Origin of the sequence: Psychrobacter sp. TB20-MNA-CIBAN-0197, from assembly GCF_040309765.1 — a bacterium.
In the GTDB taxonomy this organism is placed as follows: Bacteria; Pseudomonadota; Gammaproteobacteria; order Pseudomonadales; family Moraxellaceae; genus Psychrobacter; species Psychrobacter submarinus.
Map to the genome: position 1 here is coordinate 1 of NZ_JBEOPC010000028.1, position 26649 is coordinate 26649.

The following is a 26649-nucleotide window of genomic DNA, read 5'->3' on the forward strand; positions in this document are numbered from 1 at the left end:
ACCTGCAATTTTCACTTAGACTAGAACTATTTTAGCGATCAGCAGTGCGCATTTGTGAATGTTCAACACGCCCTAATTAACGGATACTTTATTTTGATAGCCAGCGCGCTAAATTATCAAATAACTGTCTACATTTCTATAAAGTGCACTATGGTGACTTTACGACGACTGAATATGCTATGAATGATAATGCCACAAGTACAACACTAAATGCCGATAATGAGATGATTGAAAACGAAGCAGCGTTAGCAGAATTCGATGAGGACTCTCTTGCTGATGATGGTCTTATGGATGAAGAAATAGAAGACGATGATGAATCAGGCGATGAGGATCAAAGCTCTCAACTGCCAGGTCAACGCGTATTAGAGGTCATCGATGTGACGCATACCGTGACTGAAAAAGAGTCAGGCCTACGTATCGATAAGCTTGCTTCACAAGTCTTCACTGATTTCTCGCGCGGGCAGCTTCAAGGCTGGATCGCTGACGGTAGCTTACTGTGCAATGGCAAAGTAGAAAGGCCCAAATACCGCGTTAAGACTGCTGATGTATTGCATTTGTCCACGACGCTGCAGCAGCATAGTGAAGATCAGCCAGAGAATATCGCCATCGAAGTCGTCTATGAGGATGAGGCGGTACTCGTCATCAATAAGCCGGTTGGTATGGTGGTGCATCCAGGCGCTGGTAATCAAACCGGCACGTTAGTGAACGCATTATTATATCACTACCCGCAGCAGCACCATTTGCCGCGCGCAGGACTTGTGCACCGTATCGACAAGGATACCTCAGGGCTGCTATTGATCGGTAAAACAAAACCGGCACAAATGGCGCTAATGGAGCAGCTCAAAGATAAAAGTGTCTATCGCCATTACCAATGTGTGGTTGCCGGAGATCAAGCCAGTTTAAGGCGGCATCAAAGGATCGATGCACCTATCGGGCGTCACCGCAATCAGCGTACCAAAATGACGGTGATGACCGCTGGACGCGAAGCGGTCACCCATCTATTGAAGATTACCCCGCTCAATGAAAACTACTGCTTATTGGATGTCGGCCTTGAGACCGGACGCACGCACCAAATCCGAGTGCATTTAAGTCATATAGGTCATCCTATCGTCGGTGATCGCGTCTATGGCGGCCGTCGTCAGCTTCGTGCAGGCTTAAGCGAAGAGCAGCGCCAAACTATCGGCAACTTCCCGCGTCAAGCTTTGCATGCTTATGCCTTAGGGTTTGTGCATCCGATAACTGATGAAGACATCGAAGTCACCGTGCCGATACCAGAAGATATGCAGCGGCTCATAGCGGTGCTAAGCGACGATTATGATTTGGAATAATCGCTGAGCTGATTTTTGAGCCAATGTGCTGTGTCAATTTAGAGTAATGTCAGTTTGGACTTATATTAACTTAGACTTAGGTGAAGCGCAGAATATGACGAATAGGACAGCTGCTTTAGGCAAGCCACCAGTGCGATTAATCGCTCAGCTCGATGGTGTCTCTATTTTTCAGACAACAGCGCTGACAAAGACGATTGATAGTGATGATGGCGAAGCAGTTGCTGCAAGCAAGCAACAACTGCAAAAAGGGCAGGCAAGCTACGGCGAGTTTAATCTTGGCTTACATGTCAATGATGCTAGCCTGACGGTGTTGATGAACCGTATGCGTTTATTGAGCGCAATTAACGATCAGTTAAACGCACAACAGGCAAGCGCGCAACCTCTAATGGTTGAGCGCGTACATTGGCTCAATCAAGTGCATGGTAAGCATGTCTATGACGTTGAGCATAGCACTGATGAGGCGCATCGTAACGCCAAGCTGAGTATGCGCCCAGTAGATGCTGATGCGATGATTAGCCGGCAAACTGGTACGGCTTTAGCGATTATGACCGCAGACTGCGTGCCTATTGTTTTGTACCAGCCGGCGACTGAGCAGATTGCAGCGATTCATGCGGGCTGGCAAGGGCTGTCTTGCGGTGTTATCAAAGCAACTACTGAGCGTTTCGATAGCGATGCCCCTATCATCGCTTGGATAGGGGCTTGTATTAGCCAAGCCAATTATGAAGTCGGTCGCCCAGTATTAGAAAAATTAGTAGCAGGCTGCACTGATAATCAGTTACTAGACTCGGCAACTCTAAATGATTTTGACGCTTTATTTAGTTGCTCAGCTTTAATGGAAGGCGAGATAAGTAAAGACAGTAACTCAAAGCATAAGGTCGGTCGTGATGATTTACACAATAGCGAATTACATAAGAGCTATAAGAGCCATAAGAGAATTGATAAATTATCAAACCACGCTACTCTAAGCACAGAGAATATATCTGCGAATAAAGTCATGCTCAACTTACCGAAGCTCGCTGCTGCACAGCTCGAGCATTTAGGGGTAAATGTGGCGAATAACACCGCTATTGATTGTAGCTATGACGATATAAACTACTACTCTTATCGTCGTCAGACCCATCTACAACAGCCAGCGACTGGGCGTATGGCTTTACTCATTGTCCGCAGCAGCTATGGTTAAGCGAAAATAAAACTGTCATAAATTGAAAGGCACTACGGGTATAAATTTTCCTTGCGTGCTGCGTCCTTTCGATGCTGCGCAAAATTCATTCCCGTAGCGCTACAACATTTTTATATTGAATCTACTATAAGTGCTACGGAATCCATAAACCAATTTATTATTAGAGCTCGTATGACTACATCTATAGCCGCGACGGCAAATCTCGATAGAACATCTAACTTATCCATAGCGGTTGTTTATCACAGTAATTATGGACACACCAAGCGCGTTGCTGAAGCCATTGTTACAGGTGCTCGTCAGCAGTTAGCAGAGACACAAGTAAAAGCTATCGATGTCCATGATGTCGATTGGGACTTTTTGGATCAAGCCGATCTCATTGTGTTTGGTAGTGCGGTGTATATGGGCAGCTTGACTGCTGGACTCAAGATATTTATGGAAGAGACCTCAAAGCGTTGGTTCCATCGTGAGTGGGAAGGCAAGTGGGCAGCAGGCTTTGCCAACTCTGGTGGACTGAGCGGCGATAAGCTTGCGGTACTACAACAAATCAATCTATATTGTATGCAGCATGGGATGAATTGGATTGGCTTGCCGCTTATGCCGACAGGACACGGTGAGAATGATCTAAACCGTCTATCGAGCTATTTGGGCTTAATGACGCAATCTGCTGATGGGCCACCGGAGGAAACGCCTGGCAAGGGTGATATAGATACTGCGATATGGTTTGGCAACCACTTAGCCAAAACTATTATCAAGCACCAACCGGCAAATGATTGATAATAAATAACAGCCCACCACGCGGCTAGACAAACAAGAAGGCGGATATCTCATTGATATCCGCCTTCTTGTTTGTGACGCTTGTGACGTTTATGCCATTTATGCCAATGTCTAAGAAGTGGTTTTGAGCAATTGTCTAAAATTTAGGTTAAAGCGCTAAGCTAAAGTTATGGCTGAGCGTAGGCATTGTAAGAGATGACAGGAATGGGGCTAGCACCGAACTGCATAGACTGGCAACCGCTTTGCAGCGCTGCAGATACAACGACCGCACTTAGGGTAAGCGCGCGGATAGCGGTGGCTTTGAAGATCGCTTTCAAAATAATGAGTCTCTTAAAATTTAACAACAATAGATAAAGTATACCTGATAGCAGTAGATATGGGGTATTTGCTATTAAAACAAAACGTTTGTACAGAGATGGACTATATAAACTAGTCTAACTTTTGTAAAGTATTTAAACGAATACGTTAATAAACTAGCAATACTGCAGAAATAATATAAAGTTGAATCATAAGGTATTAAATAACGTTGACACGGCTCAGTATGCAAATGCGATAGCTTTTAAGAGCATTGTATTCAAAGCATCATATTGACAACCCTGTGCTGCTTCATCAACGCAAAACAACGAATTAAAAATCAAGCTGCTAGCTATACGAGGATATTATGAAGCCACTTTATCTGATGCTATCGATGTTTGCTATCGGTCTCACTTCTACCGCCGCATTAGCTGAAGCTACAAGTATTCCTGATGCTGCAAGCCTACCTAATGTTAGCCCTGCCAACAGCGATCTAGTCAACCGCGGTGCGTATATTGCCCGCGCTGCTGATTGTATGGCCTGCCACGGCGATGACTACGTCGGCGGTAACGCGATTGAAACGCCGATGGGTGATATTTATTCCACTAATATTACGCCCTCAAAACAGTATGGTATCGGTAAATATACTGAAAAAGATCTAAAAAATGCGCTGAAAAAAGGCCGCGCGCCTAATCATATGATTTATCCTGCTATGCCATATCCTTCTTATAGCGGCATGACGGATGAAGACATCAGCGCCTTATTCGCTTATCTACAAACCGTACCAGCTTATGATGAAGCCCCTGATTATAAAACCAGTTTGCCTTTTCCCTTTAACTTTCGCTTCTTAATGCTCGGCTGGAATGTACTCAATGTGCCTTCTACTGAAAATCGTGAAGGTCTGAGCGCAACCCAAGAGCGCGGTGAGTATTTGGTTAATAACCTTGGTCACTGCGGTACCTGTCATACGCCGCGTAACAGTACCATGGGCTTTGATAAAGATAACTACTTATCTGGTGCCGAGCTTGGCAATTGGTATGCGCCTAATATTACGCCGGATGAGTCAAGCGGTATCGGTAGCTGGAGTGAGCAAGATATTGTCACTTATCTGCGCACCGGTCAGCTGGATCAGCGCGCTTATGCTGGCGGGCCGATGGCCGAAGTAGTCGCCCATAGTACTCGCTACCTAAAAGATGAAGATCTAGGGGCTATTGCTTCTTATCTAAAAGCAGTACCTGCTGTACAAACGGAAGATAAAGTGCGCCCAGTTGATGCCTCGCGTTTACCAAGCCCAATCAATGAGTCTATTACTCATGATTTGCTCGCTCAAGATGACTATTTGACTCAAGCCAAAGCAGAAGTTACGGGCGGTAGTAACTCTCCTGAAGCGTTATATTTAGCAGAATGTGCAAGCTGTCATGGCGTCAATGGTTATGCCCAGCCAGATGCTCGCTACGCGCCTATCGTCGGTCTTAGCAGTATTCGCAGTGATAATCCTGATGCTTTGATTAATGTTATCGTGCACGGCGCAGAGGGCGCATCCGACACTACGCCTAAGATGCCAGGATTTGAAGAAGAGCTCAGTAGTGAGCAAATTGCTAATATTGCCAACTACGTCCGAGTTAAATTTGGCAGCTTGCCTAGTAGTGACTTGACTGCAGCTGATATTGATCGAGTGATCACTGCTGAGCCTGAGCAGCCTTTTTTAATCAAATACGCTGGATGGTTGGCTGCTCTGGGCATCATCGTTGCTATCGTGATTATTTTCTTTATTATTCGAGCCATTATACGCTCAAGACGTAGTCGCTAAGATGGACTTCGATGCTCAGTAAATGGTTTTATTGAGCTGACGAGGACAAGCTGCCACTGAGCTTATCGACACTGAGCGTCTGAATTATCGCAAGACTGCTATTAGGCTCTCAATACTCGCTCAATATTAACTCGCTTAACATTATGAGTAATACTGCAAATATTAAGAGATTCGTACCTCTATTCTCGTATTTAAAAACAATAATAGGGTAAATGACAAAGTAATAACTGATTTAGATACACTCACTTGATCTCTCATACACCCTTATAACCTTGAGATTATTGAGCTTATAAAGTAGGAGTATCAATCAGCTATGAGACAGTATGACCGTCATACCAAAAGGACAACATCATGAAAGATATGCTTCAATCACCAACCCGTCGCCAACTGCTCTCAATGATCGGCAAGACTGCTGGAGCCACGGCTATGTATCAGGCCATGACTACGTTAGGGTTTGCCTCAGAGTCTAGTTTTAAAGAAACGGTTGATCTCAAAGGCGCGCCTCCGGGCGCGAGTATCGTCATCCTTGGAGCCGGTCTTGGCGGCCTGACCGCAGCTTACGAGTTACGTAAAGCCGGTTATGATGTCAAAGTACTCGAATATCAAAATCGCGGCGGTGGCCGGAGTTGGACGCTGCATAGCGGTGATAAATATACAGAACTTGGCGGTGAAGAGGTGACTTGTGATTTTGCAGAGGGCAACTATTTTAATGGCGGACCTTGGCGTCTGCCTAGTCACCATTATGCCGTCTTTCATTATTGCAAAGAGTTTGGCGTAGAGATGCAGCCCTTTATTCAGACCAATGATCGTGCTTATCTACATCGTACGACTCATTTTAATGGTGCACCGCAGCGTCTGGGCGATGTAAAAAACGATATTCAAGGTAATTTGGCAGAACTACTATCAAAATCAGTGAATGTCGGCGGCCTTGATCGCTCAGTGAATACAGAAGATAAAGAGAAACTGCTTGAGGGTCTAAAGGGTTGGGGCGTGCTTGATAAAGACTATCGCTACCGTCCTAGTCATGCGACCACTAAGCATCGCGGCTATAGCGTCTTTCCAGGTGGCGGTTTGATGCCTAATGCCCAGCCCTCAAAGCCTTTACCTATCACTGAGATATTAGACTCAGGTATGTGGGCAGATATTTATAGTAACCACATGACTTACGGCCATCAGCCAACGATGTTTCAGCCTGTAGGCGGTATGGGCAAAATCGGCGATGCTTTTACTCGCGAATGCCGCGATATGATCGAATTCAATGCCAAAGTCACTAAGATTAACCAAGACGACACTGGGGTGACTGTAGATTATGTCGATAGTAATAGCCCTGATGGCGCTATCAAATCGGTACGCGCAGACTGGTGTATCTGTAATATACCGCTTACGGTATTGACTCAGCTCGATATCAATGTCTCACAGCCTATGAAACAGGCGATGGCAGCGGTACCTTATGAGACGTCTTATAAAGTTGGTTTGGAGTTTAATCGCCGCTTTTGGGAAGAAGATGAGTGGATCTATGGCGGTCTAACTTATACCGATATGCCTATTGCACAGATTGCTTATCCTTCAGAAGATATGTTCAAAGATGGCCCTGGCGTACTACTTGGAGCGTATGGCTATGGTCCAACTTCTTATAAGTTCAACACCCTAACGCCAAAAGAGCGTATCAATGTCGCGCTAGCCTACGGCAAATACATTCATCCTCAGTATCCTGAAGAGTTTAAAGCAGGGACGTCAGTCGTTTGGCACCGTATCCCTTGGACTTTGGGTTGCTATGGTATCTGGAATGAATCGACTCGTCGCCAGCATTACGACACTCTGTGCAGTATTGATAACCGTATTGTACTAACGGGCGAGCATTGCTCACATATTCCAGCATGGCAAGAAGGCGCTATATTATCTGGTATGGATGCTGCCAAGCGTCTTCATAAAAAAGCAAAAATGTTAGCGTAAATACATTAATGTTGGCGTAAATGCATTATTAACATAAACGTATTACTAGCGTAGACGCATTATTAGCATAAATACAATATAAGGCTAGATACTAGGTCAATGTGGATAACTATAAAAATTCAGAGGCAATCATGGACAATGCAATCGTGAAAACAACCATCATGAAAAACATGACACCTAAGCTGCTGACTGTGATGTTGCTGAGTGTAATAAGCAGTACAGCACTTCTAGGCTGTAGCCAGCAGTCAGACGATGTGGAGACTATAGCTAGTGAACAAGAGCAAGACTCTATCACGACTAATGACTATCAAGCAAGCCGTAACACGGGTGCTTGGGGCGCAGTGTATATGAGCCGTGAGGAGCTAACTGAACCTAACGTCAATATCGTCGATGTCAGCTCGCTTCCTAACATGGAGAACGACCCTAGCATTGCAAAGTGGGAGGCGAAGTTTGAGGGAGAAAATGCTTTTATCACCACTGATGGCAAAAAACTATACCACGACTCTTGTGCAGCTTGTCATATGCACAAAGGCGAAGGGGCTTATGGCGCAGGCTATTATCCGCCACTAGCTGATAACAGCAAAATGCAGTCAAAATATTATATTATTGATATCTTGATCAATGGCTTTCGTGGTATGCCATCTTTTCATGGCATGATGAATGATGAACAGATGGCCGCAGTGACACAATACATCGTTAATGATTTAAATGGTTTTAATGAGATAGTGACTGCTGAAGACGTCGCGCAGCTAAGACATGAAAAGCCACCAGCGAGTGATCCAAGTGATGAGTAGGGGCTAATTATTTAACTTATGCCGTCTAAGTATAAAGTTTAGTATATTTATGACGACAAGCTTTTTATCTGTTTGAGCTCAAACAACAAAGCGCCTAATAAACCATTAGGCGCTTTGTTGTTTTTAGGGTTATGAACCTGTAGAGCGAACGCTCATTTGCTATTTGATCCATCCGCTATTTCGGACTGGCTGACCAAACAGGTGAGCGCACGGTGCCACTACTAGGTACGTTTATAGCGCTACCACCAGCGAGAGACTTAATCGTCAACATGCCTTTGCCGCCTTGTCTTGAAGCATAGACCACGCGCTTGCCATTGGGTGAAAAGCTAGGTGCTTCATCGATACCGGTGTTGCCTAAATTTGCGGTGACCGCACCGCCACTATTCATAATAGCTGCAGAGCTGCCGTTCAAAAAGGCAATTTGTGAGCCGTCACTACTGAACTGTGGGCTTGTCGCGTAGCTGCTGTTAGAGACTTTAGTGACGCGCCCTGAGCCAAACTCATAACGATAGATTTGCGGTCTGTTAAAACCTGCTTTGTCGGAGACAAAAACAAACGATTGACCATCAGGAGCGTAGCTTGGCTGTACTTCGCTGCTCGGCCAACTGACAAGCTTTTGAAGGTTGCCGCCATTAGCGCTTATCTGATAGATATCCGCGCTACCCTCAAAGCTGCTAGAGAAGAGGATTTTGCTCCCATCAGGAGAGAAGGAGGGGCTTAGATTGCTACCTTGATAGTTAGCTACCGCAGTAGCGCCGCCGCCACTTACGTTTTGAACATAGATGATGGGATAGGACTTCTCGCGCTGGATGGAGTAAGCGATACGGTTGCCATCAGGGGACCAAGCTGGCGAGAAGATAGAGCCTTTTACCTCTGTCATGACTCTCGCATTCTCACCATCAGCGTCCATGACTTTTAAACGTGAGATTTTGTCACTGCCAACGCCAGTCTCTTCGATATAAGCAATACGGCCCGAAAAGTCACCTGGCGTACCAGTGATAAGCTCGTAGATTTTGTCAGCTATCACGTGACCGGCATAGCGCATACTCTGCGCGTCATTGTTAGCCGTCAAGCTTTGTTTGCCTTGGATGATACGACCAGACTTAACATCGATAACCTCATAATCTGTGATCACTTGACCGCGATTGCTGCGAGTACTACCGACGACTAAATAAGGGATACCTAAGCTTTGCCATACTGGCAGAGTGCCTGCAAGCTCACCACTATTACGTGGCTGCTGCGGTAAGCCTTGGCTGGTGACCTTTAATTCGGTTCGGCTCAAATCATTTAAGATAATAGAAGATAAGACATTGTCACCAGCAAAGGGGACAAAGGCGACTTGGTTTTGTTGTCTTGGCGCAACCACCGTGACGTCGATCTCCATAGGTGCAGCAGTAGCAGAATATAAAGGAGCGAACAGCAATGGCGTAACCAATAGCGAAGCCGAAGCTAGGTTTAACGCGGAGAAGGTAGTGAGCTTTGAGGTTGGTAGCTTTAAAGATAATAGTTTCATAGGTGAATACCCTAAGTTAAAAATTTTAAAATAATCGGCGGTATGAGATAAATATCAGAAAGCTCCAGTGTTGCCTTCTTTGACACTAGGCTTTAAATCCTTTTTACCTTAATCTATTGAACCATAACGTTGATAGTTAAAGCCGCAAATCTGGCAGGGTTGGTCAAATCAATAGGTAGAGGGCTTGCGGCAAAAGCGGCTTGTTCTGCCGCATCATTAACCGCACTATTAGCGCCGGTAGCTTTGGCGGATAATACGTTACCTTGATTATCTAATCTTAAAGCTACTTTAGCAGTAATACCTTGGGTTTCAAGCGGTGCTTTTAAGTTTCTCTGAATTTTAGCAGCTATGCTGTTCTTAAAATCGCCCGCAGAAGCCGAAGCGCTACTACGGGTACTGGCAGGCTTGCTATCAGCTGGTCTGCTATCAGCCGTGGATTGACCGTCTGATAAGTCAAAGGTTTTACCTGCGCTGCTGGGAAGTCCTGTTTCTATCTCTATATTACGATCCGTTTTGCTCGGGCGATTGATTCTAGGGTTTGTCGTATTTTTTTGTTTATCACGATACTCTTTGAGTCGTTCACGCTCTTTTGCGTCATCTTCTTGCTGACGTTGTTCGACTTGCTCAAGTCTCTCGCTCGCTAATGCCTCTGCCTGAGCGTTCCACTCTGCTAGGTTGCGCTCGTAAGCGGCCGATTGCTCAGCCAATCGTTGCTGCTGATTTTCGCTCATCAGTATAGGCTCATCGGCAGCGTCATCAGAGCGCATAAAAACAGGTACCCTTTGTGAGCTTGACGTCGCAGACTCTGAGGGGGCTGTAGGCGGGGTGCTAGCCGTACTAGCTGTACTTTCAGAGGTTTCAGCGGGTAAGATGCTGTTCGCTTGACTGGCCGCTTGGGCTGCTGCGCGGTTACTCAATATCTGAGCCTGCATCTCAGCTAACTGCTCAGGCGATACCATAGTGGTCTCAATCGCGCCGCTTGTCTCTAGACTTGGCTGCTGATAGGTGTAGATCAGCAGGCCGATCACTATACCGTGCGCCAGCAAGCTGAGCAGCGTAGGCAAGGTTAGCCCATCACTGTCAGGCGGAGTAGGTATATAGACGAGAGGTGCATTATTCATAAGTATGAGTAGTCATGTGAGCTTGAAGGTAGATATCTAGAACAATTCAGATCAGGCTAAAAAGTAGCCGTATAGACCATTATTATAAAGGATAACGGTAGCATTTACTTATTGCGGCTTCTTACTGCGGCATAGGTAAAGGCGGGCCGGTGAGTAGTCCGACTTTTTCAATACCCGCTTGCTGCAAGCTTGCCATGAGTGCCACGATAGCGCCGTATTGATTGTTTTGATCGGCATTGATCATAATCTGTATGGGCTGGCCTGTTTCATTATTACTTTGAGTTTGTAGATTGAATAAAGTGTTAATCAGCTCAGGCTCACTGACAGGCACATCTACATTATCCTCATAACTGATAAAAATCTCACCATTATCAGTTAAAGAGACGATAATTGGCAGCTGGTTTTGGCTCATGTTTGCTGCTTGCTCTTTGGGTAAGTCTACTTCTACACCTGTGGTCAGCATCGGCGCTGTCACCATAAAAATCACTAACAGTACGAGCATCACATCGATATAAGGCACGACGTTCATCTCGCTGTTGAGCGTGGCATTTTGGCGCTTATAAGGACTTGGCTTCATAGCGGATTGCTCTGATTAATGTGCGCAGTACGAGGAGTCGCGATTTGACTTTCGGTACTGGTTTCGCGCTGTAGCATGCCGGTCATCTCATCACAAAATAAGGCACGCGACTCGTAAAGCCGTGCTGACTTAGCCGTGAAGTGATTGAAAGCTAACACTGCTGGAATCGCGGCAAATAGCCCCATAGCAGTGGCAATCAATGCCTCAGCGATACCGGGTGCGACAGAGGCGAGGGTAGCTTGCTCGGTTTGTGATAAACCTAAAAAAGCATTCATAATACCCCAAACGGTACCAAATAAACCGACATAGGGCGCGACCGAGCCGATACTTGCCAGCGTAGTCAGACCTGACTCTAAGAGCTGCTGCTGACGGCCAAGACCAACGCGCAGCTTACGCTCAACGCCGTCGATAATATCGTCTTTAGGTTGGCGCTTTTTGTGCATTCTTAGATATTCAGAGAACCCCACATAAAAAATCTGCTCAAGGCCTTGTCGATCAGGCGAGCCTTGAACGCCTTGGTAGAGCTTTGCTAGATCTTCGCCTGACCAAAACCAAGTCTCAAACTGCTCATCGAAGCGTTTGGCACTGCCTAAACGTGCGCTGAGCCGAAAGATAACCACCCAACTGAGCAGTGAAGCCAATAACAACAAAGCCATCACGATCTGTACCAGCAGGCTCGCTTGGGTGATAAGGTCGATAATATTTAAAGATTCAGGCATCTAATGGACTCGCATAATGGACGATAGCTAGCAATATAAAACAATAGTATTGACGATATAAAGCAAGTTCAGGCAATAAAGCCAAAAACAATCAGCATGAAAAGGCTTCTAAGTCATCTTCACTCGTTAGTGTACGTTTAAATGATAAAAAGGTCATTATTAATGTGTTTAATAATTGCTAATGATTGATTTTTCCAAATAACGAGTGACAAGAAGTCGTAAATATAATAGAGTTTCGCTTGCAGGTTGAATTGTAGTTTTAACTTACTAAATTGTCACAGAGTATGTTTTTTTATATACTAGGCCGTGAGGCAAGTTATCACTAATTTTTAAACGTGTTTATTCTACAAAGTACCACTGCCGATAGCGACAACCTTGTCATAGCTAAAGCACTGTAAAACGCAAAACCGGAGGTATCACCAAAGGTTTTGTCACTGAGAATGAGATCATAATGACGTCAACTTTATCTTAAAGACGGAGGCGAGACTTCTAAAGACGTTACGCTATCAACTCATTCGGCTAGAATGACTAAACTAGATAAGCTTCTTCTCGTATCGCTTAAAAACCATTCTACACCCCATCATGCATTAGCAGCATGATGATAAAGCATGTTTAAAAATACCTTCTCTGGGTTAACAGTACCAAAACAGTTTTTGGTAGAGATAACGCCTTGATTGACCTGTTAAACACTAAGGTTTTAGTTTGGATGCGATACTTAATTAATGCAACTGGGAAGCGACACTATGAACGCAATTAAAAGATATTATGGAATCACAGGTGACAACACCACCATAAAAACAGAACTACTCGCCGGTTTAACTACCTTTTTGACCATGGCTTATATTATCTTTGTCAACCCGAACGTCTTAGCAGATGCGGGTATGGATAAAGGTGCGGTCTTTGTCGCGACGTGCTTAGCTGCGGCGATTGGTTGTTTTATTATGGGTATTTATGCCAAGCTGCCAGTCGCGCTAGCTCCGGGCATGGGTCTTAACGCCTTTTTTACTTACGGCGTAGTGCTTGGTATGGGCTATACTTGGCAGATCGCACTTGGCGCGGTATTCTTATCTGGGTGTATCTTTGTACTTTTGAGTCTGTTTAAGATACGCGAAATCATTATCAACTCCATACCCAACTCACTAAAGCAAGGAGTGGTCGCTGGTATTGGCGCGTTTTTAGCTTTTATCGCGCTACAAAGTGCTGGCGTCATCGTCAATAACGATGCCACTTTGGTTGGCCTAGGGGATATGACGACCTTCTCTCCTGCTATGGCAGCTTTTGGTTTTATTGTTATTATCGCTTTGGCTTATAAAAAAGTACCAGGCGCGGTAACTATTGGTATTTTACTCGTCGCGCTTATTAGCCTATTAACTGGCAATACTCAATTCACCAGTATTGTCTCAGCGCCGCCTTCTATGGCACCGACTTTTATGCAAATTGATATTGCAGGCGCTCTAAACGTTGGCATGATCAGTGTTATCTTTGCTTTTTTATTCGTTGATTTATTCGATACTGCAGGGACTTTGATTGCGACTACCAGTCAAGCCGGCTTGGTCGATAAAAATGGTAAGATTCCTAATATGGGCAAGGCACTGTTAGCGGATTCTACAGCGACAGTTGCTGGTGCGGCGCTAGGTACTTCATCGACAACCAGCTACGTTGAGAGTGTCTCTGGTATTGCAGCGGGTGGTCGTACGGGCTTAGTTGCGGTGACGGTCGGGGTGCTATTTTTACTGAGTACCTTCTTTGCACCACTTGCTGGTATGATTCCCGCTTATGCTACTGCCGGCGCTATCTTTTATGTCGCAGTACTGATGCTAGCTACGCTAAAAGACGTAGAATGGGTAGATTTAACTGAGGCTGGACCCGTCGTTGTCGTACTACTATTTACGCCTTTAACGTATTCTATCGCCGATGGTATCGCGCTTGGATTTATCACTTACACGGCTGCTAAGGCGTTAACCGGTAAGTTTGCTGATATTAGTATAGCGGTCTGGATCTTAACGATAGTACTGCTTGCGAAGATTATCTTTGTTTAGAGTCTAGCGAGTCATTATAATTTTATAAACTTATAACTCTATCAAAGCGTTATCATTATCTAACCCTTTTTATCAGATCTTGATAAGAAGGGTTTTTTTATGCAGCTTTGAAGGCTTTTTTTTGAGAGGTTTACCGGATGAAACGCACTGATTTATAAGGTACAGTTGTCGTTTATTAGCCATAAACTGTCTGATTATGAAAATGGGTATAGACACAGAGTAGTCAAAGAGTAAATAGAAAAGGGTACCTTAAGCGTCAATAGCAAGATGAATATGGTATCTAACTGTTTTTAAAGGTAATAATGGTTGAAAATAAATGTTGGTTAGGCATAGTTTGAAAATTTTTTTCGTGATAATATGGCGACGTTAAGCGCATCACCTCAAGCAACGCCGTAGAGGTTTTTCTTACAGTGAATTGGCGACACCCTGATCATGTTTTTGCTGCTATTAGACCCATCCGCTCAGACTATGATCGCACTCCTTCACTACCGACAAGAAGAAGGCACTAATGCCGCTTAACGTTAATTTGCCTTTGTATTGTTAACGTAGTCCGTTTAACACGCAACGATCTACTTAACCGCATCCAGCTTTTGCTGGATTTGCTCGTTTTGTGATAGCGCTGTCTGATCTTTTATAATTTGGTTTTTTTGTCTTTATCTATAGCTATTTTACAGATCGCTTTTGGAGAGTTATTTATCTTCTCTATATAAGCGGATAGTTATATTTTATAACGTTTTAAATAACTAAAAATACCAGTATAAAGATATGAGATTATAAAAATCCTGACGCTCTATTTATCATAGTTTTTAGACGATAATTATGGAGTTGGTATGCACCCAATAGATCAGTTTACCCCGCAAGAGCCTATACTATTTCAGCCAACAGAGCTGCTTTCACCTGATTATATTAAGCAATCAAGCGATGAGCTGTATGCGCGTATCTCGCCATTATACAGTGTCGATGAAGAGCGCTGGCTATCAGAGCTACTACCTTTGGCAAAGCCGACCGAGGCTGAGCGCGATGCAGCAAGTGAGCAGACGCGCAAGCTCGTTGAGTATGTGCGCCGTGATAGTAAGTCAGTCAAGATGGTGGACTCGCTTTTATTAGAGTACAGCTTAGATACGCAAGAAGGTATCTTGCTGATGAGCTTGGCTGAAGCCTTAATTCGTGTACCAGATAACTATACGGCTGACGCGCTGATTCGCGACAAGATGAGCGTGGCCGATTGGAAAAAACATCTCAAAGATAATAATGGCATGATGGTCAACGCCTCGACTTGGGGGCTGATGATGACCGGGCGGGTGGTTAGTATAGATAGCAGTACGACCGCGTCAGGGTTTTTGGATCGCATGACCAAAAAGATGGGCGAACCTATGATTCGCGCGGCCATGCAAAAAGCGATGCGCATTATGGGTTATCAGTTCGTGCTTGGCGAGACGATTGAGGAGGCGAATCGTAATAGTCAGCCTTATCGTAATAAAGGCTATACCTATTCATTCGATATGCTCGGTGAAGCGGCCATTACCAATAAAGATGCTGAAAAGTACTTCAATGATTATCTGCATGCGATTAAATCTACGGCGAATATCAAAGTAAAGGAGGGCATGCCTAAGCCTTCGGTTTCTATCAAGCTATCCGCACTACACCCGCGTTATGAGGCAACTCAAGAATCACAGGTGTTTGGACGCTTGCGTCAGCGCTGCCTGCTACTCATTGAGGCGGCACGCGAAGTCAGTGTTGATTTGAGTATTGATGCCGAAGAAGCCGATCGCTTAGAGATCTCTTTAAAGCTCTTTGAATCCCTATACCGCGATCCTATCACTGCTGGCTGGGACGGTCTGGGTCTTGTGGTACAGGGCTACTCAAAACGTGCCATCGCAATATTTGCTTGGCTTGCGCGCTTAGCGACTGAGGTTGGCGACCGTATTCCGCTACGTCTGGTTAAAGGCGCTTATTGGGATACTGAGATCAAGCTTGCGCAACAAAAAGGCCTATCAGGCTATCCGGTATGGACACGTAAAGAAGGTACAGATACTGCATATTTAGCCTGCGCACGTTTTTTACTCTCAGATCATCTGCGTGGTTTGATTTGGCCGCAGTTTGCCACTCATAATGCGCATACTCTGGCGTCTGTCATGACTATGAGTAGCCACAGAGACTTCGAGTTCCAGCGTCTACATGGTATGGGCGACGCACTCTATGATCATATTTTACAAACCTATCAGATACCAGTACGTATTTATGCCCCAGTCGGCGCGCATCAAGACTTGCTGCCGTACTTAGTGAGACGTTTACTAGAAAATGGTGCCAATAGCTCATTTGTACACCAGCTATTAGATAAGTCTTATCCGATCGATAAGCTCACTGTGCATCCGTATGATAAGCTCGTAGCGAATGAGCACTTACACAACCCAGAGATTCCCTTACCGCTAGAGATATATGGCGAGCGTGAAGCGAGCTATGGCCCTAATATATTTGTCGACTCCCAGTGGCAGCCTTTTGATGCGGCGATTGCTGAACAGCGCAAAAAGACTTGGACAGCGACCTCAATCATTGATGGTCAAGCGATTAGCGAATATACAAAAGAGGGCGCTACTCATCAGCTCGAGAGTCAAAATGTCCTTGCGCCTTGGAATCATAATGTAAAAGCTGGCGAGGTTCAGTATGCCAATGCTGAGATTGCCAATCAAGCCATTGAGGCAGCCGTTGCCGGTCAAGCCGCTTGGCAAGCGGTTCCTGCCGCAAGACGCGCTGAGATACTACGAAAGACGGCAGACTTGTATGAAGAAAACTACGCGGAGCTGATGGCGCTTTGTCAGCTCGAAGCGGGTAAAACTATGCAAGATAGTATCGATGAGATCAAAGAGGCGGTGGATTTTTGTCGCTTCTATGCGGATGAAGCCGAGCGTTTAGCAGCTGAGGTCCATGAGATAACTGACTTATCAGGCAAATCGCTTCGTCAAGTCTATAAAGCTCGCGGTACTTTTGTTTGCATTAGCCCATGGAACTTCCCTTTAGCGATTTATACCGGTCAGATAGTTGCCGCGCTCGCTGCGGGTAATACGGTGGTGGCAAAGCCAGCTGAACAGACCAGCTTGATCGCGCATTTCGGCGCTCAGCTCATGTATCAAGCAGGTGTGCCGTTCGAGGCATTACAGTTCGTCGTTGGCGCAGGAGAGGTTGGCGGTGCTTTGACGGCATCAGATCAGATTGCAGGCGTCATCTTTACTGGCTCAACGCAAACTGCTCAGCGCATTAACCAAAGCCTAAACAATCACGCGCAGACCAGTGGTGAGCTGCCGATATTGATTGCCGAAACTGGTGGGCAAAACGCAATGATTGTCGATTCAACCGCATTGCCTGAGCAAGTGGTGACTGACGCAGTATTATCTGCGTTTGGCTCAGCCGGTCAGCGCTGCTCAGCTTGTCGTATCTTATGCGTGCAAGAAGATGTCGCCGATGGCATTATCGAGCTGCTACAGGGGCATATGGCAGAGTTGGTCGTGGGCAATCCGACTTATGTCTCAACCGATGTCGGCCCTGTCATCGATAGTGATGCCAAAAAAGGACTAGAAGCCCATATCGAACGTATGCAGTCTGAGGCGACCGCGACTATCTTGGGGCAGACCCCTATGAGCGCAAGCTCAGTCGTTAGTGAAGATGAGGCAACCTTTGTACTGCCTACCGCGATTGAAGTAAACAGTATCGATGTTATCGGTGGTGAGCACTTTGGCCCGATCTTGCATGTACTACGCTATAAAGCGCGTGACCTTGATAAGCTAATAGATGCAATCAATGGTACAGGCTTTGGTCTGACTTTGGGTATCCATAGCCGTATAGAAAACATCGCCGAGCATATCGAGCGCCGAGTAGTCGTTGGCAACACTTACGTCAACCGTAACCAAATCGGTGCAGTAGTCAACGTTCAGCCTTTTGGTGGTACAGGTCTCTCTGGTACAGGACCTAAAGCTGGCGGACCACATTATGTTGCACGTTTAATGAAGCTTAGCACTGAGCAAGGCGCTGCAGGCAATACTACTCATAGCACAAACACTCAATCAACCACACAGACACAGCTCGCATAAGGAGTAGCAAGATGGCAAATGAATTCAAAAAAAATCATGCTGAGGTTTGTGAAGCTTGGCGATTATTAGGCGCAGTTGAGCGCTCGGTGTACTTAGAAGCTGCGATACCTAAGCTTGCGCTGTTAACAGGTGATGCCAATAAAGCGCGCAAGCTATTTTATCATTTACTTAGCAGCGCGCCGAAGCTTGATGAAGTGCAGCGGATGATCGGCGCTACGGGCGAGTCTAACGATCTATATGTCACCGCTCGCGGCAAAACTATGGTTATCGGCGGCGAATCTGCAAGAGCGATGGCGGTATTAGGTCAGCTCATTGCAGCACTACTGACCGGTAATGAGGTAATTATGCACTGCCCAAGCCAAGTCGATATGTGCGAAGAAGCAGCTAAGTTACTCTACAATGTCGGCATCAGCGATGATGTGCTGAGCGTTGCTAATGACTCACAAACGATCACCTTGTTGTATATTGATCGCCTTGCACAAGTAGCAGTCGCAGGTAGCCAAGCAGAGGTGCAAAGTATCAGTCAGGAGCTTGCCAACACAGATGGTATTTTGACACAAGTGATAGCAGTGACTGATATGGAGGGCTTCTCTGAGATGTTAAGCCTCGATTATCTGCACCGCTTCGTCACTGAGCGTGTTATCACTATTAATACGACCGCTATCGGTGGTAATGCCAGCTTACTTGAGCTTGGTAATGACTAATCGTTTAAAGAAAGGTCTGTAAGTTTAGAGGTTTCGGCCAGCGTTTGTTTATCAGTTGTTTTGATAAATGAGCGCTGGCCTTTTTATGCCTTGACCAATAATAAATGCTAAGCGTCTTAGAGTTTAGGCGTTTTATATGCCAAGCGTTTTAAGTTTTTTAATATAAATGCTGTTTTTGAGTTGTATAATAATTAAAGATAATGCTAACATTACAATGTTAACCAAATAGTCAGCTTTAACAAGTAGCTTTGATTGGTTAATCAAAATACGGAATAGTGATTGGCTACAAGCCAAAGTAAACGGACGTTTTTTCAATCTTCGTAGCTATATAAGCGCTTAAAGTGCATTGATAGATACTGAAGCTCCATCCTCAATAAAGATTAAGTCTGAACCAGTCAGCAGTCTCATAGGCAGTCAGCTTATTCAATACCTGTATAGCTATCAGTATTGATGTAGGTATGATGATCGTCGTCGTATAAATTTTATTATTACAATAATTGAATACTACCTTATGGCAGTGTCGCTGCGTGCGCCTGACCTTTGATATATTGATTGTTAACGTATTATTATCCGATTAAAGATAAATTTTATTTATCTCCTTTTTATCCAGACAGCCGAGTACAGCTATGATTCATTTTTATCTAAATGGCAAGCCGCATCAAGTGCGTGATCTTAACCCTAATACTACCGTGCTTGAGTATTTGCGCTTGCACGAGCGTCAAACCGATACCAAAGAAGGCTGCGGTAGTGGTGATTGCGGGGCTTGTACCATCATGGCTCAGCGCTTGCCGTCGCAAGCGGGTACTGAGAGTGAGCCTTTTTTTACTTTCAACTCTTGTATCACACTACTGTCACTAATGGATGGTCATCATTTATTGACAGCCGCCTACCTAGCAGATAACCCTGAAAACCATCCTGATCGGGCACTATTGCATCCTGCGCAGCAAGCGATGGTTGAATGTCACGGCTCGCAGTGCGGGTTTTGTACGCCAGGCTTTGTGATGTCATTGGCGAACCTATACGAAAACAATCGCCTGCAGACACAGGATAATGCAAACGCCGCTAATTTTAGCTACGATGAGATCGTCGCTTCTATATCTGGCAATCTATGCCGCTGTACCGGCTATCGGCCTATTATCGATGCTGGTTTAAAAATGCAGCAAATCGGTCAACAGCTCGATAGCGCAAATACGCCGTCCAAAGCGCTCACTCTAGCAACAGATGCTATGGCAAGTCATGCTGCTCAGAAAACCGATACTGATAAGGCCGAGTCGAACGCTCAACTACGTACTATAGAGCCTGCCTTGATTGATGGCTCAAAGCAGCTATTTATACCACGTACTGTCAGCGAGCTGAATCAATTACTCGCTGTGTATCCTACTGCCACGATATGGGCGGGAGGTACTGATTTGGGACTGACCGTTACTCAGCGCTTGATGGATCATGAGGTTATTATTCAGCTCTCAGCGCTCGATGAGCTACAGCAGTGGTCGCTCTCAGAGTCTGCCGATAATCAAGAGTTAACGTTCGGCGCGGGCATGACTTATAAGCAAATGCTGCCGATTCTAGAGCAGCACTTTCCTGCTTTTGCTGATTTATTTGCGCGAACGGCCTCACCGCAGATCCGTAATATGGGTACGCTTGGCGGCAATATTGCCAATGCCTCACCGATTGGTGATCTGCCGCCTGTGTTGTTAGCATTAGAGGCGCGAGTGCATCTACGCCACTGTGATGTCATCAATGAAGAGACGGATGCTGATAACGATAGTAAAAAATCATTTGCAGTCTCTGATGAAACCATCTCTTTGGCTGAGTTTTTCCTAGATTATAAAAAAACCAAATTGCGTCCAGGCAGTTATGTAGTCGGGGTGCATATTCCTTTAATGCAAGCGCATCAGCACCTATTTATTCACAAAATTAGTAAACGTTATGAGGACGATATCTCAGCTTGTCTATTGGCAGCGAGAATTGATTTATCAGCAGATAACTCATCGATTGCTAATGCCAAAATCGGTTTAGGCGGTATGGCTGCTATTCCTCTGTTAGCGCAGCATTGCCAAGACGCGCTTATCGGTCAGAAAGTTAACATCGCAAGTTTTAAGATGGCAGCAGATGCCATGCCTTTGGATGTGTCACCCATGACGGATGTTAGAGCTAGCCGCGAATATCGTATGCATGTGGTACAGCGCTTACTAGTCAAGTGCGCCAAGCAGTTAATGACTGAGTTACCAACGCAGGGAGCAGCATAATGAGTCATCATTCAAGCCTTTTTGATAGCTATAAAATTCGCCGAGTACGTCCACCCAAAAACAAAATCGGCAGCTCCGCTAAGCATGATAGTGCCATTAGTCACGTAATGGGAACGGCGACCTACGTCGATGATATCTTAAAGCCGCAAGGTACGCTGCATCTGGCAGTGGGCAAAAGCACGCACGCTCATGCGCGTATTATCAGTATGGACTTAGATGCGGTGAGAGCGGCTGACGGGGTGGTTGATGTTTTAGTGTTTAAAGACTTGCCTGCGGCAACGGATATCGGACCTGTGTTTGATGGTGATCCTTTGATGGTAGATAGCATCACTGAATACGTCGGTCAGACGCTATTTGCAGTAGTGGCAACGAGTCACCGCGCAGCAAAAAAGGCCGTTTTGGAAGCGAAAGTCGAATATGAGCCGTTGCCTGCGATAGTGACGGTTGAGCAAGCGCTTGAGCAAGAGCAGTTTGTACGTCCAAGCCACTTTATGACGCGAGGCGATACGCAGTCAGCTTTAGAGAATGCTCCTAAGCGCTTGCAAGGTCATATCCATATGTTAGGGCAAGAGCACTTCTATCTAGAGGGGCAAGTGTCTTATGTCACACCTTGTGATGATGGCGGCCTTGAGGTTTATACATCCTCTCAGCATCCAAGTGAGGTGCAGCAGCTAGTCGCTGAAGTCACCGATCTGCCTTTTCATGCAGTCAGTACGGTCGTGCGCAGAATGGGTGGCGGCTTTGGCGGTAAAGAGACGCAAGCGGCGGCTTGGTCATGTCTGAGCGCTATCGTTGCCAAACGTCATAATGTGCCTGTGAGTATGCGCTTGGATCGTCAAGACGACATGGTGGTCACCGGTAAGCGTCATGAGTTCTCTAATCGCTACGAGGTCGGTGTTGATGAGTCTGGACAGATCCTAGGCGTCGATATGCAGCTGTCAGGGCTGTGTGGTTATTCGCCAGATCTATCTGACGCTATTGTCGATCGCGCGATGTTCCACTGTGACAATGCTTACTATTATCCTGCGGCAAAAGTTGCCGGCCACCGCTGCAAAACGCATACGGTCTCAAACACCGCTTATCGCGGATTTGGGGGGCCACAAGGTCTAATGACTGCTGAATATATGATGGATCAAATTGCTTATACGTTAGGTAAAGATCCGCTAGAGGTGCGCCTAAATAATCTTTATCAAGATGGTCAAACCACCCATTATGGTCAGCCAATTGAGCATTTTGATTTGGCCACTTTGATGGACAATCTAGCGAAAGACTGTGATTACGATAAGCGTCGTCAGCAGATAATGGCGGCTAACGAAAAGGCTCAGGCTGAAGGTAGCGACAAGCGTTTAGGCATAGCTTTAACGCCTGTCAAATTCGGCATCTCTTTTACCGTGCAGCATCTTAACCAAGCAGGCGCGCTAGTGCACATCTATACCGATGGCACCATTCAAATCAACCATGGCGGTACAGAGATGGGGCAAGGCTTATACATTAAGATTGCCCAGATCGTCGCCAATGAATTCGAAGTGGACTTAGATACGGTCAAGGTCACTGCAACGCGCACTGATAAAGTACCGAATACTTCGCCAACCGCTGCCTCTTCAGGTACGGATATCAATGGTAAAGCCGCACAAAACGCTTGCCTTACCGTGAAAGGGCGCTTAGTTGAGTTTGCCGCTGAGCACTTTGCAGTATCGTCTGATAGTATCAAGTTTGAAAATAATCATGTGCAGATTGGCGATAAAGAGACCTTAACGTTTGCAGAGCTGGTACTCCTTGCCTATCAGCACCGCATTAGCCTCTCTGCTACTGGCTACTATAAAACGCCAAAGATATTTTACGATCGCTCCAAAGCTTGGGGTCGGCCTTTCTTCTACTTTGCCTTGGGCGCGTCTTGTGCAGAAGTAGAGATTGACACTATGACGGGCGAATATAAGGTGCTGCGCTGCGATATCTTGCACGATGTCGGGCAGTCAATTAATCCCGCTATTGATATTGGACAGATTGAAGGCGGTTTCGTACAAGGCATGGGCTGGCTTACCACAGAAGAGCTGACATGGGATGACAAAGGCACGCTAGCTTCGAACAGTCCTGCTAATTATAAAATTCCAACGTCGCATGATCTGCCAAAACAGTGGAGCGTCAAGCTATTCGATCGCAAAAACGAAGAGCAGACTATTTATAACTCAAAAGCGGTAGGCGAGCCGCCCTTTATGCTAGCCGCTAGTGTTTGGTGCGCGATCAACAATGCGGTGGCAAGCTTAGCGGATTATAAAGTAAACCCTGATCTGACTATGCCTGCCACTAGTGAAGCGGTGCTAAAAGCAGTAATGCGATTGCAAGGGGAGGAGTGGGAGATACCTGTAAGAAAAAATCCTACTGATGACATAAATACCGATAGTCACCCAGAAGTCAAAGAGCAGTTCAGCGCCGATGGCAAAGTGAAGATGGATAATAAAGATAAAGCGCAGCCAGTGCCACACGCTGAGGACACCAGTCCCCCTAAATCGGCAGGCGAGCACGATGACGAGCAGCCTGAGGCAATAAAAGATCCTAATGTCTCAGTCGCTAGGGGTCCGGCCCACAGTGAGTAATTTATCTGTATCGGCCATGCCGCCTGAACGTTGGTACGAGGCTCTAGCGCGCTATCAGCAGCAGGGGGCTGCGCATGTATTGGCGACTGTCGTTGCGGTGAACGGTTCAGCGCCAAGGGCGCTGCAGGCGAAGATGGTTGTGACCGGAGATGATTTTAGCGATACGTTAGGCGGCGGCGGTCTTGAGCATGATGTTATCAGCACCGCAAGACAGCTGCTCACTGGCGAGCTTGAAACCGATGTGGGCACAACCGCCAAAACATCACAAAAAGCGCGCTCTGAGAAGGCAAAAGCTGCGCGCCGTGATGCGGTCTACACTAAACACTATCCATTAGGCGCTAAGCTGGCCCAATGCTGCGGTGGTAGTGTGACCGTTATGTTTGAGTGCTTTAATATCACGCCGCCTTTGTCGATACTAGTATTTGGCGGCGGTCATGTGGCAGCGGCTTTGATGACGATATTAGCAGAGCTGCCTTGTCAGGTAGATTGGGTGGATAGCCGAGCTGAGAGGTTCGATCAGTATCTATCGGTTGAGTCTACGATTAAGAGTACACAGAGTGTAGATGAGCCTACTTATCGCTTGCCAAAGCACATTCGCGTACATATCGATGACGAGCCTGTGGATTTTGTTCGCCCTTTTATAGAGCAAGGCGGTAAACGCTTTATGCTGGTTATGACCCATGATCATAATCTTGATTTTGAGTTAGTGCGTGCAGCATTAGACGTACTCAAAGCGGACGACGAGATAACCTTTGAAGACAGCTCAATGCTTGATAAAAATAATACTGAGCTCATAAATAACTCTATCAAAGGATCATCTCCTTATATTGGCTGTATCAGTTCTGCGACTAAGGCTAAGCGCTTTTGTGATCGCTTGCTACAGCGCGGCTATAGTGAGTCATTGGTTAAGAGAATCACTATGCCCATAGGCTTGCCTATAGGGGGTAAAGAGCCGATGGCAGTGGCGGTATCTATCGCTGCACAAATTATGCAGCAGTATCATCAAGCGTGAGCAATCCATATACCACTCCCGGCTGTTTAACTTTACAATCTATCACTACTGAGCTATCTGTAAGTGCCAATTAAGAGTACAACATAGCCATAAAAAGTAACTTTTTAAACGACTTTAATCCTTTTTATACTGATCATAGCCTATGGACATCAGTGCTATGAATAGAGTGGTGAGACTTTTTTATGACTATCCATATTTATCAAGCGCAATTATTACATTACCTGACCCAAGATGATTATGACAAAAGAATAGCACGCACTAATTCTGAGAGCTCGGATGGTCTCGAGACTACAGTTGTCCAAAAAAACATAACGCTATTACCGGTAGTGGCTGGCGTAACCGTCTATCCTGAATATATCGCCAAGGGTGCATTAGTCGTCGATGACGCCACGGGTCTCGTGGTTGATTACGGTCATAAACACGCTATTTTATTGAGTTACGCTAATGATCAAGAAGGTCAGGAACCCGTAAAAATCCATGATTATCAAGATAAGCTAATCATGCCAGGTTTTATTGATACTCACGTACATTATCCGCAGATAGACATGATTGCGTCTTACGGTGAACAGTTGCTTGATTGGCTCAATAACTATACGTTTGTCACCGAAGCAAATTTCGGTGATCCAAAAGTTGCACATGATACGGCACAGTTCTTTTTAAATCAGCTTTTTGCTAATGGTACGACGACCGCGCTAGTATTTGCCACAAGCCACCCTGAGTCTGTTGAGGCGTTCTTTTTAGAGAGCGAAAAACTTAAGACACGGATGATTACGGGTAACGTACTGATGGACACCAATGCGCCTGAGCATCTGTGTGTATCTACAGAGCAGGGTATCCGCAATAGCCAAGATATCATCGATAAGTGGCATAATCGTGGTCGTCAGCATGTCGCTATTACTCCAAGGTTTGCGATTACCTCAACGCCTAGACAGCTGCAAATGGCAGGCGAGCTTTACGCCAGCTATGATGACGTGTACTTACAAACCCACCTAGCCGAAAACCGTGATGAAGTCGCTTTTGTCCGTGAGCTGTATCCCAATCACAAGGGCTACCTCGATGTCTATGCGGATATGTCACTATTAGGCCGCTATACGACGCTGGCACACGGTATCTATCTTGAGACATCGGAGTACGAAGTGCTGCGCGATACTGGCACTCAGATCGCTCACTGCCCAACGTCCAATTTGTTTTTAGGTAGTGGGCTATTTGATTTACCAAAGACGTTGAGCTACACCGGAGTCAGTATCGCCACCGACGTCGGCGCGGGCACCAGTCTATCAATGCTGACGACGTTAAATGAAGCCTATAAAGTCCAGCAACTCCAGAGCAATCCGCTATCCGCGCATCAAGGCTTGTATCAGATTACTTTAGGTAACGCGCAGTCACTAGTACTAGACGATAAAATTGGTAACTTTATGCCGAATAAAGAAGCCGATTTCGTGGTGATTGACTTAGCAGGCACAGCGTTATTAGAGCGCCGCATGAGTCAGACGAAAACTCTTGAGGAGCAGTTATTTGTCTTGATGATGCTAGGCGATGACCGAGTGATTGATGAGACTATCATTGCTGGGGTGAGTCGATATAAAAAGCTTAGCGCTTAAAAGGCGACTTTAGAGATAGGGTTTGGCATAGCGCTATAATTTGATATAGTCAGAGTATGTTTACTAGGGCGTGTTGAACATTCGCAAATAGGCACTGCTGATCGCTAAAATTGTTCCAGACAAGGCACAAAGCGACGATAATGCAGATGCCTTAACGAGACTTGTAACGCAGTATGGGGCAATTTTAGCATCAGCCCTCACGACAACAACAGGGACAGGACTCTTTTTTGCCGCTTCATCGTTAAAAATAAGCGCTTAGAATGACTAAACTTATTATTTTTAACATCGAAACGCCTAAAAAA

The 26649-nt window shown here is 45.7% G+C and carries 18 protein-coding genes; 13 read left to right on the top strand and 5 right to left on the bottom strand.

All coding sequences use genetic code 11. The annotated features are described in order from the left end of the window. The first annotated feature begins 224 nt into the window (after nt 1-224). From AAEY83_RS09660 to AAEY83_RS09670, 3 genes are all read left to right on the top strand, one after another. Complete coding sequence (locus AAEY83_RS09660; RefSeq protein WP_227501924.1) at nt 225-1328, top strand: RluA family pseudouridine synthase; 1104 nt, start codon at nt 225-227, stop codon at nt 1326-1328. A gap of 94 nt (nt 1329-1422) precedes the next feature. After that, complete coding sequence (locus AAEY83_RS09665) at nt 1423-2508, top strand: purine nucleoside phosphorylase YfiH/LACC1 family protein (protein WP_037058701.1); 1086 nt, start codon at nt 1423-1425, stop codon at nt 2506-2508. 171 nt (nt 2509-2679) lie between these two features. Next, on the top strand, nt 2680-3282 hold the full coding sequence (locus tag AAEY83_RS09670) for a flavodoxin family protein (RefSeq protein WP_025644223.1): 603 nt from the start codon (nt 2680-2682) through the stop codon (nt 3280-3282). A 167-nt stretch (nt 3283-3449) separates the two neighbouring features. On the opposite strand, the gene AAEY83_RS09675 is transcribed toward AAEY83_RS09670, so the two are convergent. After that, nucleotides 3450-3599 carry a hypothetical protein gene (locus AAEY83_RS09675; RefSeq protein WP_156923939.1) on the bottom strand — a complete coding sequence of 50 codons (150 nt, stop codon included), beginning with the start codon at nt 3597-3599 and terminating at the stop codon, nt 3450-3452. 344 nt (nt 3600-3943) lie between these two features. On the opposite strand from AAEY83_RS09675, the gene AAEY83_RS09680 reads away from it, so the two are divergent. The 3 genes from AAEY83_RS09680 (at nt 3944) to AAEY83_RS09690 (ending at nt 8133) form a co-directional block, all read left to right on the top strand. Then, nucleotides 3944-5386, top strand: coding sequence for a cytochrome c (locus AAEY83_RS09680; RefSeq protein WP_025644225.1), 1443 nt, complete (start codon nt 3944-3946; stop codon nt 5384-5386). A gap of 351 nt (nt 5387-5737) precedes the next feature. After that, nucleotides 5738-7339, top strand: a complete 1602-nt coding sequence (locus AAEY83_RS09685) for a flavin monoamine oxidase family protein (RefSeq protein WP_025644227.1) — start codon at nt 5738-5740, stop codon at nt 7337-7339. Nucleotides 7340-7470: 131 nt separating this feature from the next. Then, the gene (locus AAEY83_RS09690) at nt 7471-8133 is read left to right on the top strand and encodes a c-type cytochrome (RefSeq protein ID WP_037058670.1); all 663 of its coding nucleotides are present in this window, start codon (nt 7471-7473) and stop codon (nt 8131-8133) included. A gap of 175 nt (nt 8134-8308) precedes the next feature. On the opposite strand, the gene AAEY83_RS09695 is transcribed toward AAEY83_RS09690, so the two are convergent. The 4 genes from AAEY83_RS09695 to tolQ all read right to left on the bottom strand — a co-directional run bounded on the left by AAEY83_RS09695 (nt 8309) and on the right by tolQ (nt 12063). Further along, on the bottom strand, nt 8309-9646 hold the full coding sequence (locus AAEY83_RS09695) for a beta-propeller domain-containing protein (protein WP_025644231.1): 1338 nt from the start codon (nt 9644-9646) through the stop codon (nt 8309-8311). 113 nt (nt 9647-9759) lie between these two features. After that, on the bottom strand, nt 9760-10767 hold the full coding sequence (locus AAEY83_RS09700) for a TonB C-terminal domain-containing protein (RefSeq protein WP_025644233.1): 1008 nt from the start codon (nt 10765-10767) through the stop codon (nt 9760-9762). 121 nt (nt 10768-10888) lie between these two features. After that, the gene (gene tolR, locus AAEY83_RS09705; RefSeq protein WP_025644235.1) at nt 10889-11344 is read right to left on the bottom strand and encodes a protein TolR; all 456 of its coding nucleotides are present in this window, start codon (nt 11342-11344) and stop codon (nt 10889-10891) included. Continuing rightward, nucleotides 11341-12063, bottom strand: coding sequence for a protein TolQ (gene tolQ, locus AAEY83_RS09710; protein ID WP_025644237.1), 723 nt, complete (start codon nt 12061-12063; stop codon nt 11341-11343). Before tolQ ends, tolR begins: the two co-directional genes overlap by 4 nt. 743 nt (nt 12064-12806) lie before the next feature. On the opposite strand from tolQ, the gene AAEY83_RS09715 reads away from it, so the two are divergent. From AAEY83_RS09715 to guaD, 7 genes are all read left to right on the top strand, one after another. Beyond that, nucleotides 12807-14102 (top strand): NCS2 family permease, encoded by a 1296-nt coding sequence (locus AAEY83_RS09715; protein WP_025644240.1) that lies wholly within the window; start codon nt 12807-12809, stop codon nt 14100-14102. An 830-nt stretch (nt 14103-14932) separates the two neighbouring features. Beyond that, complete coding sequence (gene putA / locus AAEY83_RS09720; protein ID WP_025644241.1) at nt 14933-18187, top strand: bifunctional proline dehydrogenase/L-glutamate gamma-semialdehyde dehydrogenase PutA; 3255 nt, start codon at nt 14933-14935, stop codon at nt 18185-18187. An 11-nt stretch (nt 18188-18198) separates the two neighbouring features. Further along, nucleotides 18199-18891 (top strand): 1-pyrroline-5-carboxylate dehydrogenase, encoded by a 693-nt coding sequence (locus AAEY83_RS09725; protein ID WP_025644242.1) that lies wholly within the window; start codon nt 18199-18201, stop codon nt 18889-18891. A 626-nt stretch (nt 18892-19517) separates the two neighbouring features. Then, a complete protein-coding gene (xdhA, locus tag AAEY83_RS09730) occupies nt 19518-21140 on the top strand; it encodes a xanthine dehydrogenase small subunit (protein WP_025644244.1) in 1623 nt (540 codons plus the stop codon). Then, nucleotides 21140-23734, top strand: coding sequence for a xanthine dehydrogenase molybdopterin binding subunit (gene xdhB / locus AAEY83_RS09735; protein ID WP_025644247.1), 2595 nt, complete (start codon nt 21140-21142; stop codon nt 23732-23734). Before xdhA ends, xdhB begins: the two co-directional genes overlap by 1 nt. Further along, a complete protein-coding gene (locus AAEY83_RS09740; protein ID WP_025644249.1) occupies nt 23727-24746 on the top strand; it encodes an XdhC family protein in 1020 nt (339 codons plus the stop codon). Before xdhB ends, AAEY83_RS09740 begins: the two co-directional genes overlap by 8 nt. A 182-nt stretch (nt 24747-24928) precedes the next feature. Beyond that, a complete protein-coding gene (gene guaD, locus AAEY83_RS09745; protein WP_025644251.1) occupies nt 24929-26347 on the top strand; it encodes a guanine deaminase in 1419 nt (472 codons plus the stop codon). The last annotated feature ends 302 nt before the right edge of the window (nt 26348-26649 follow it).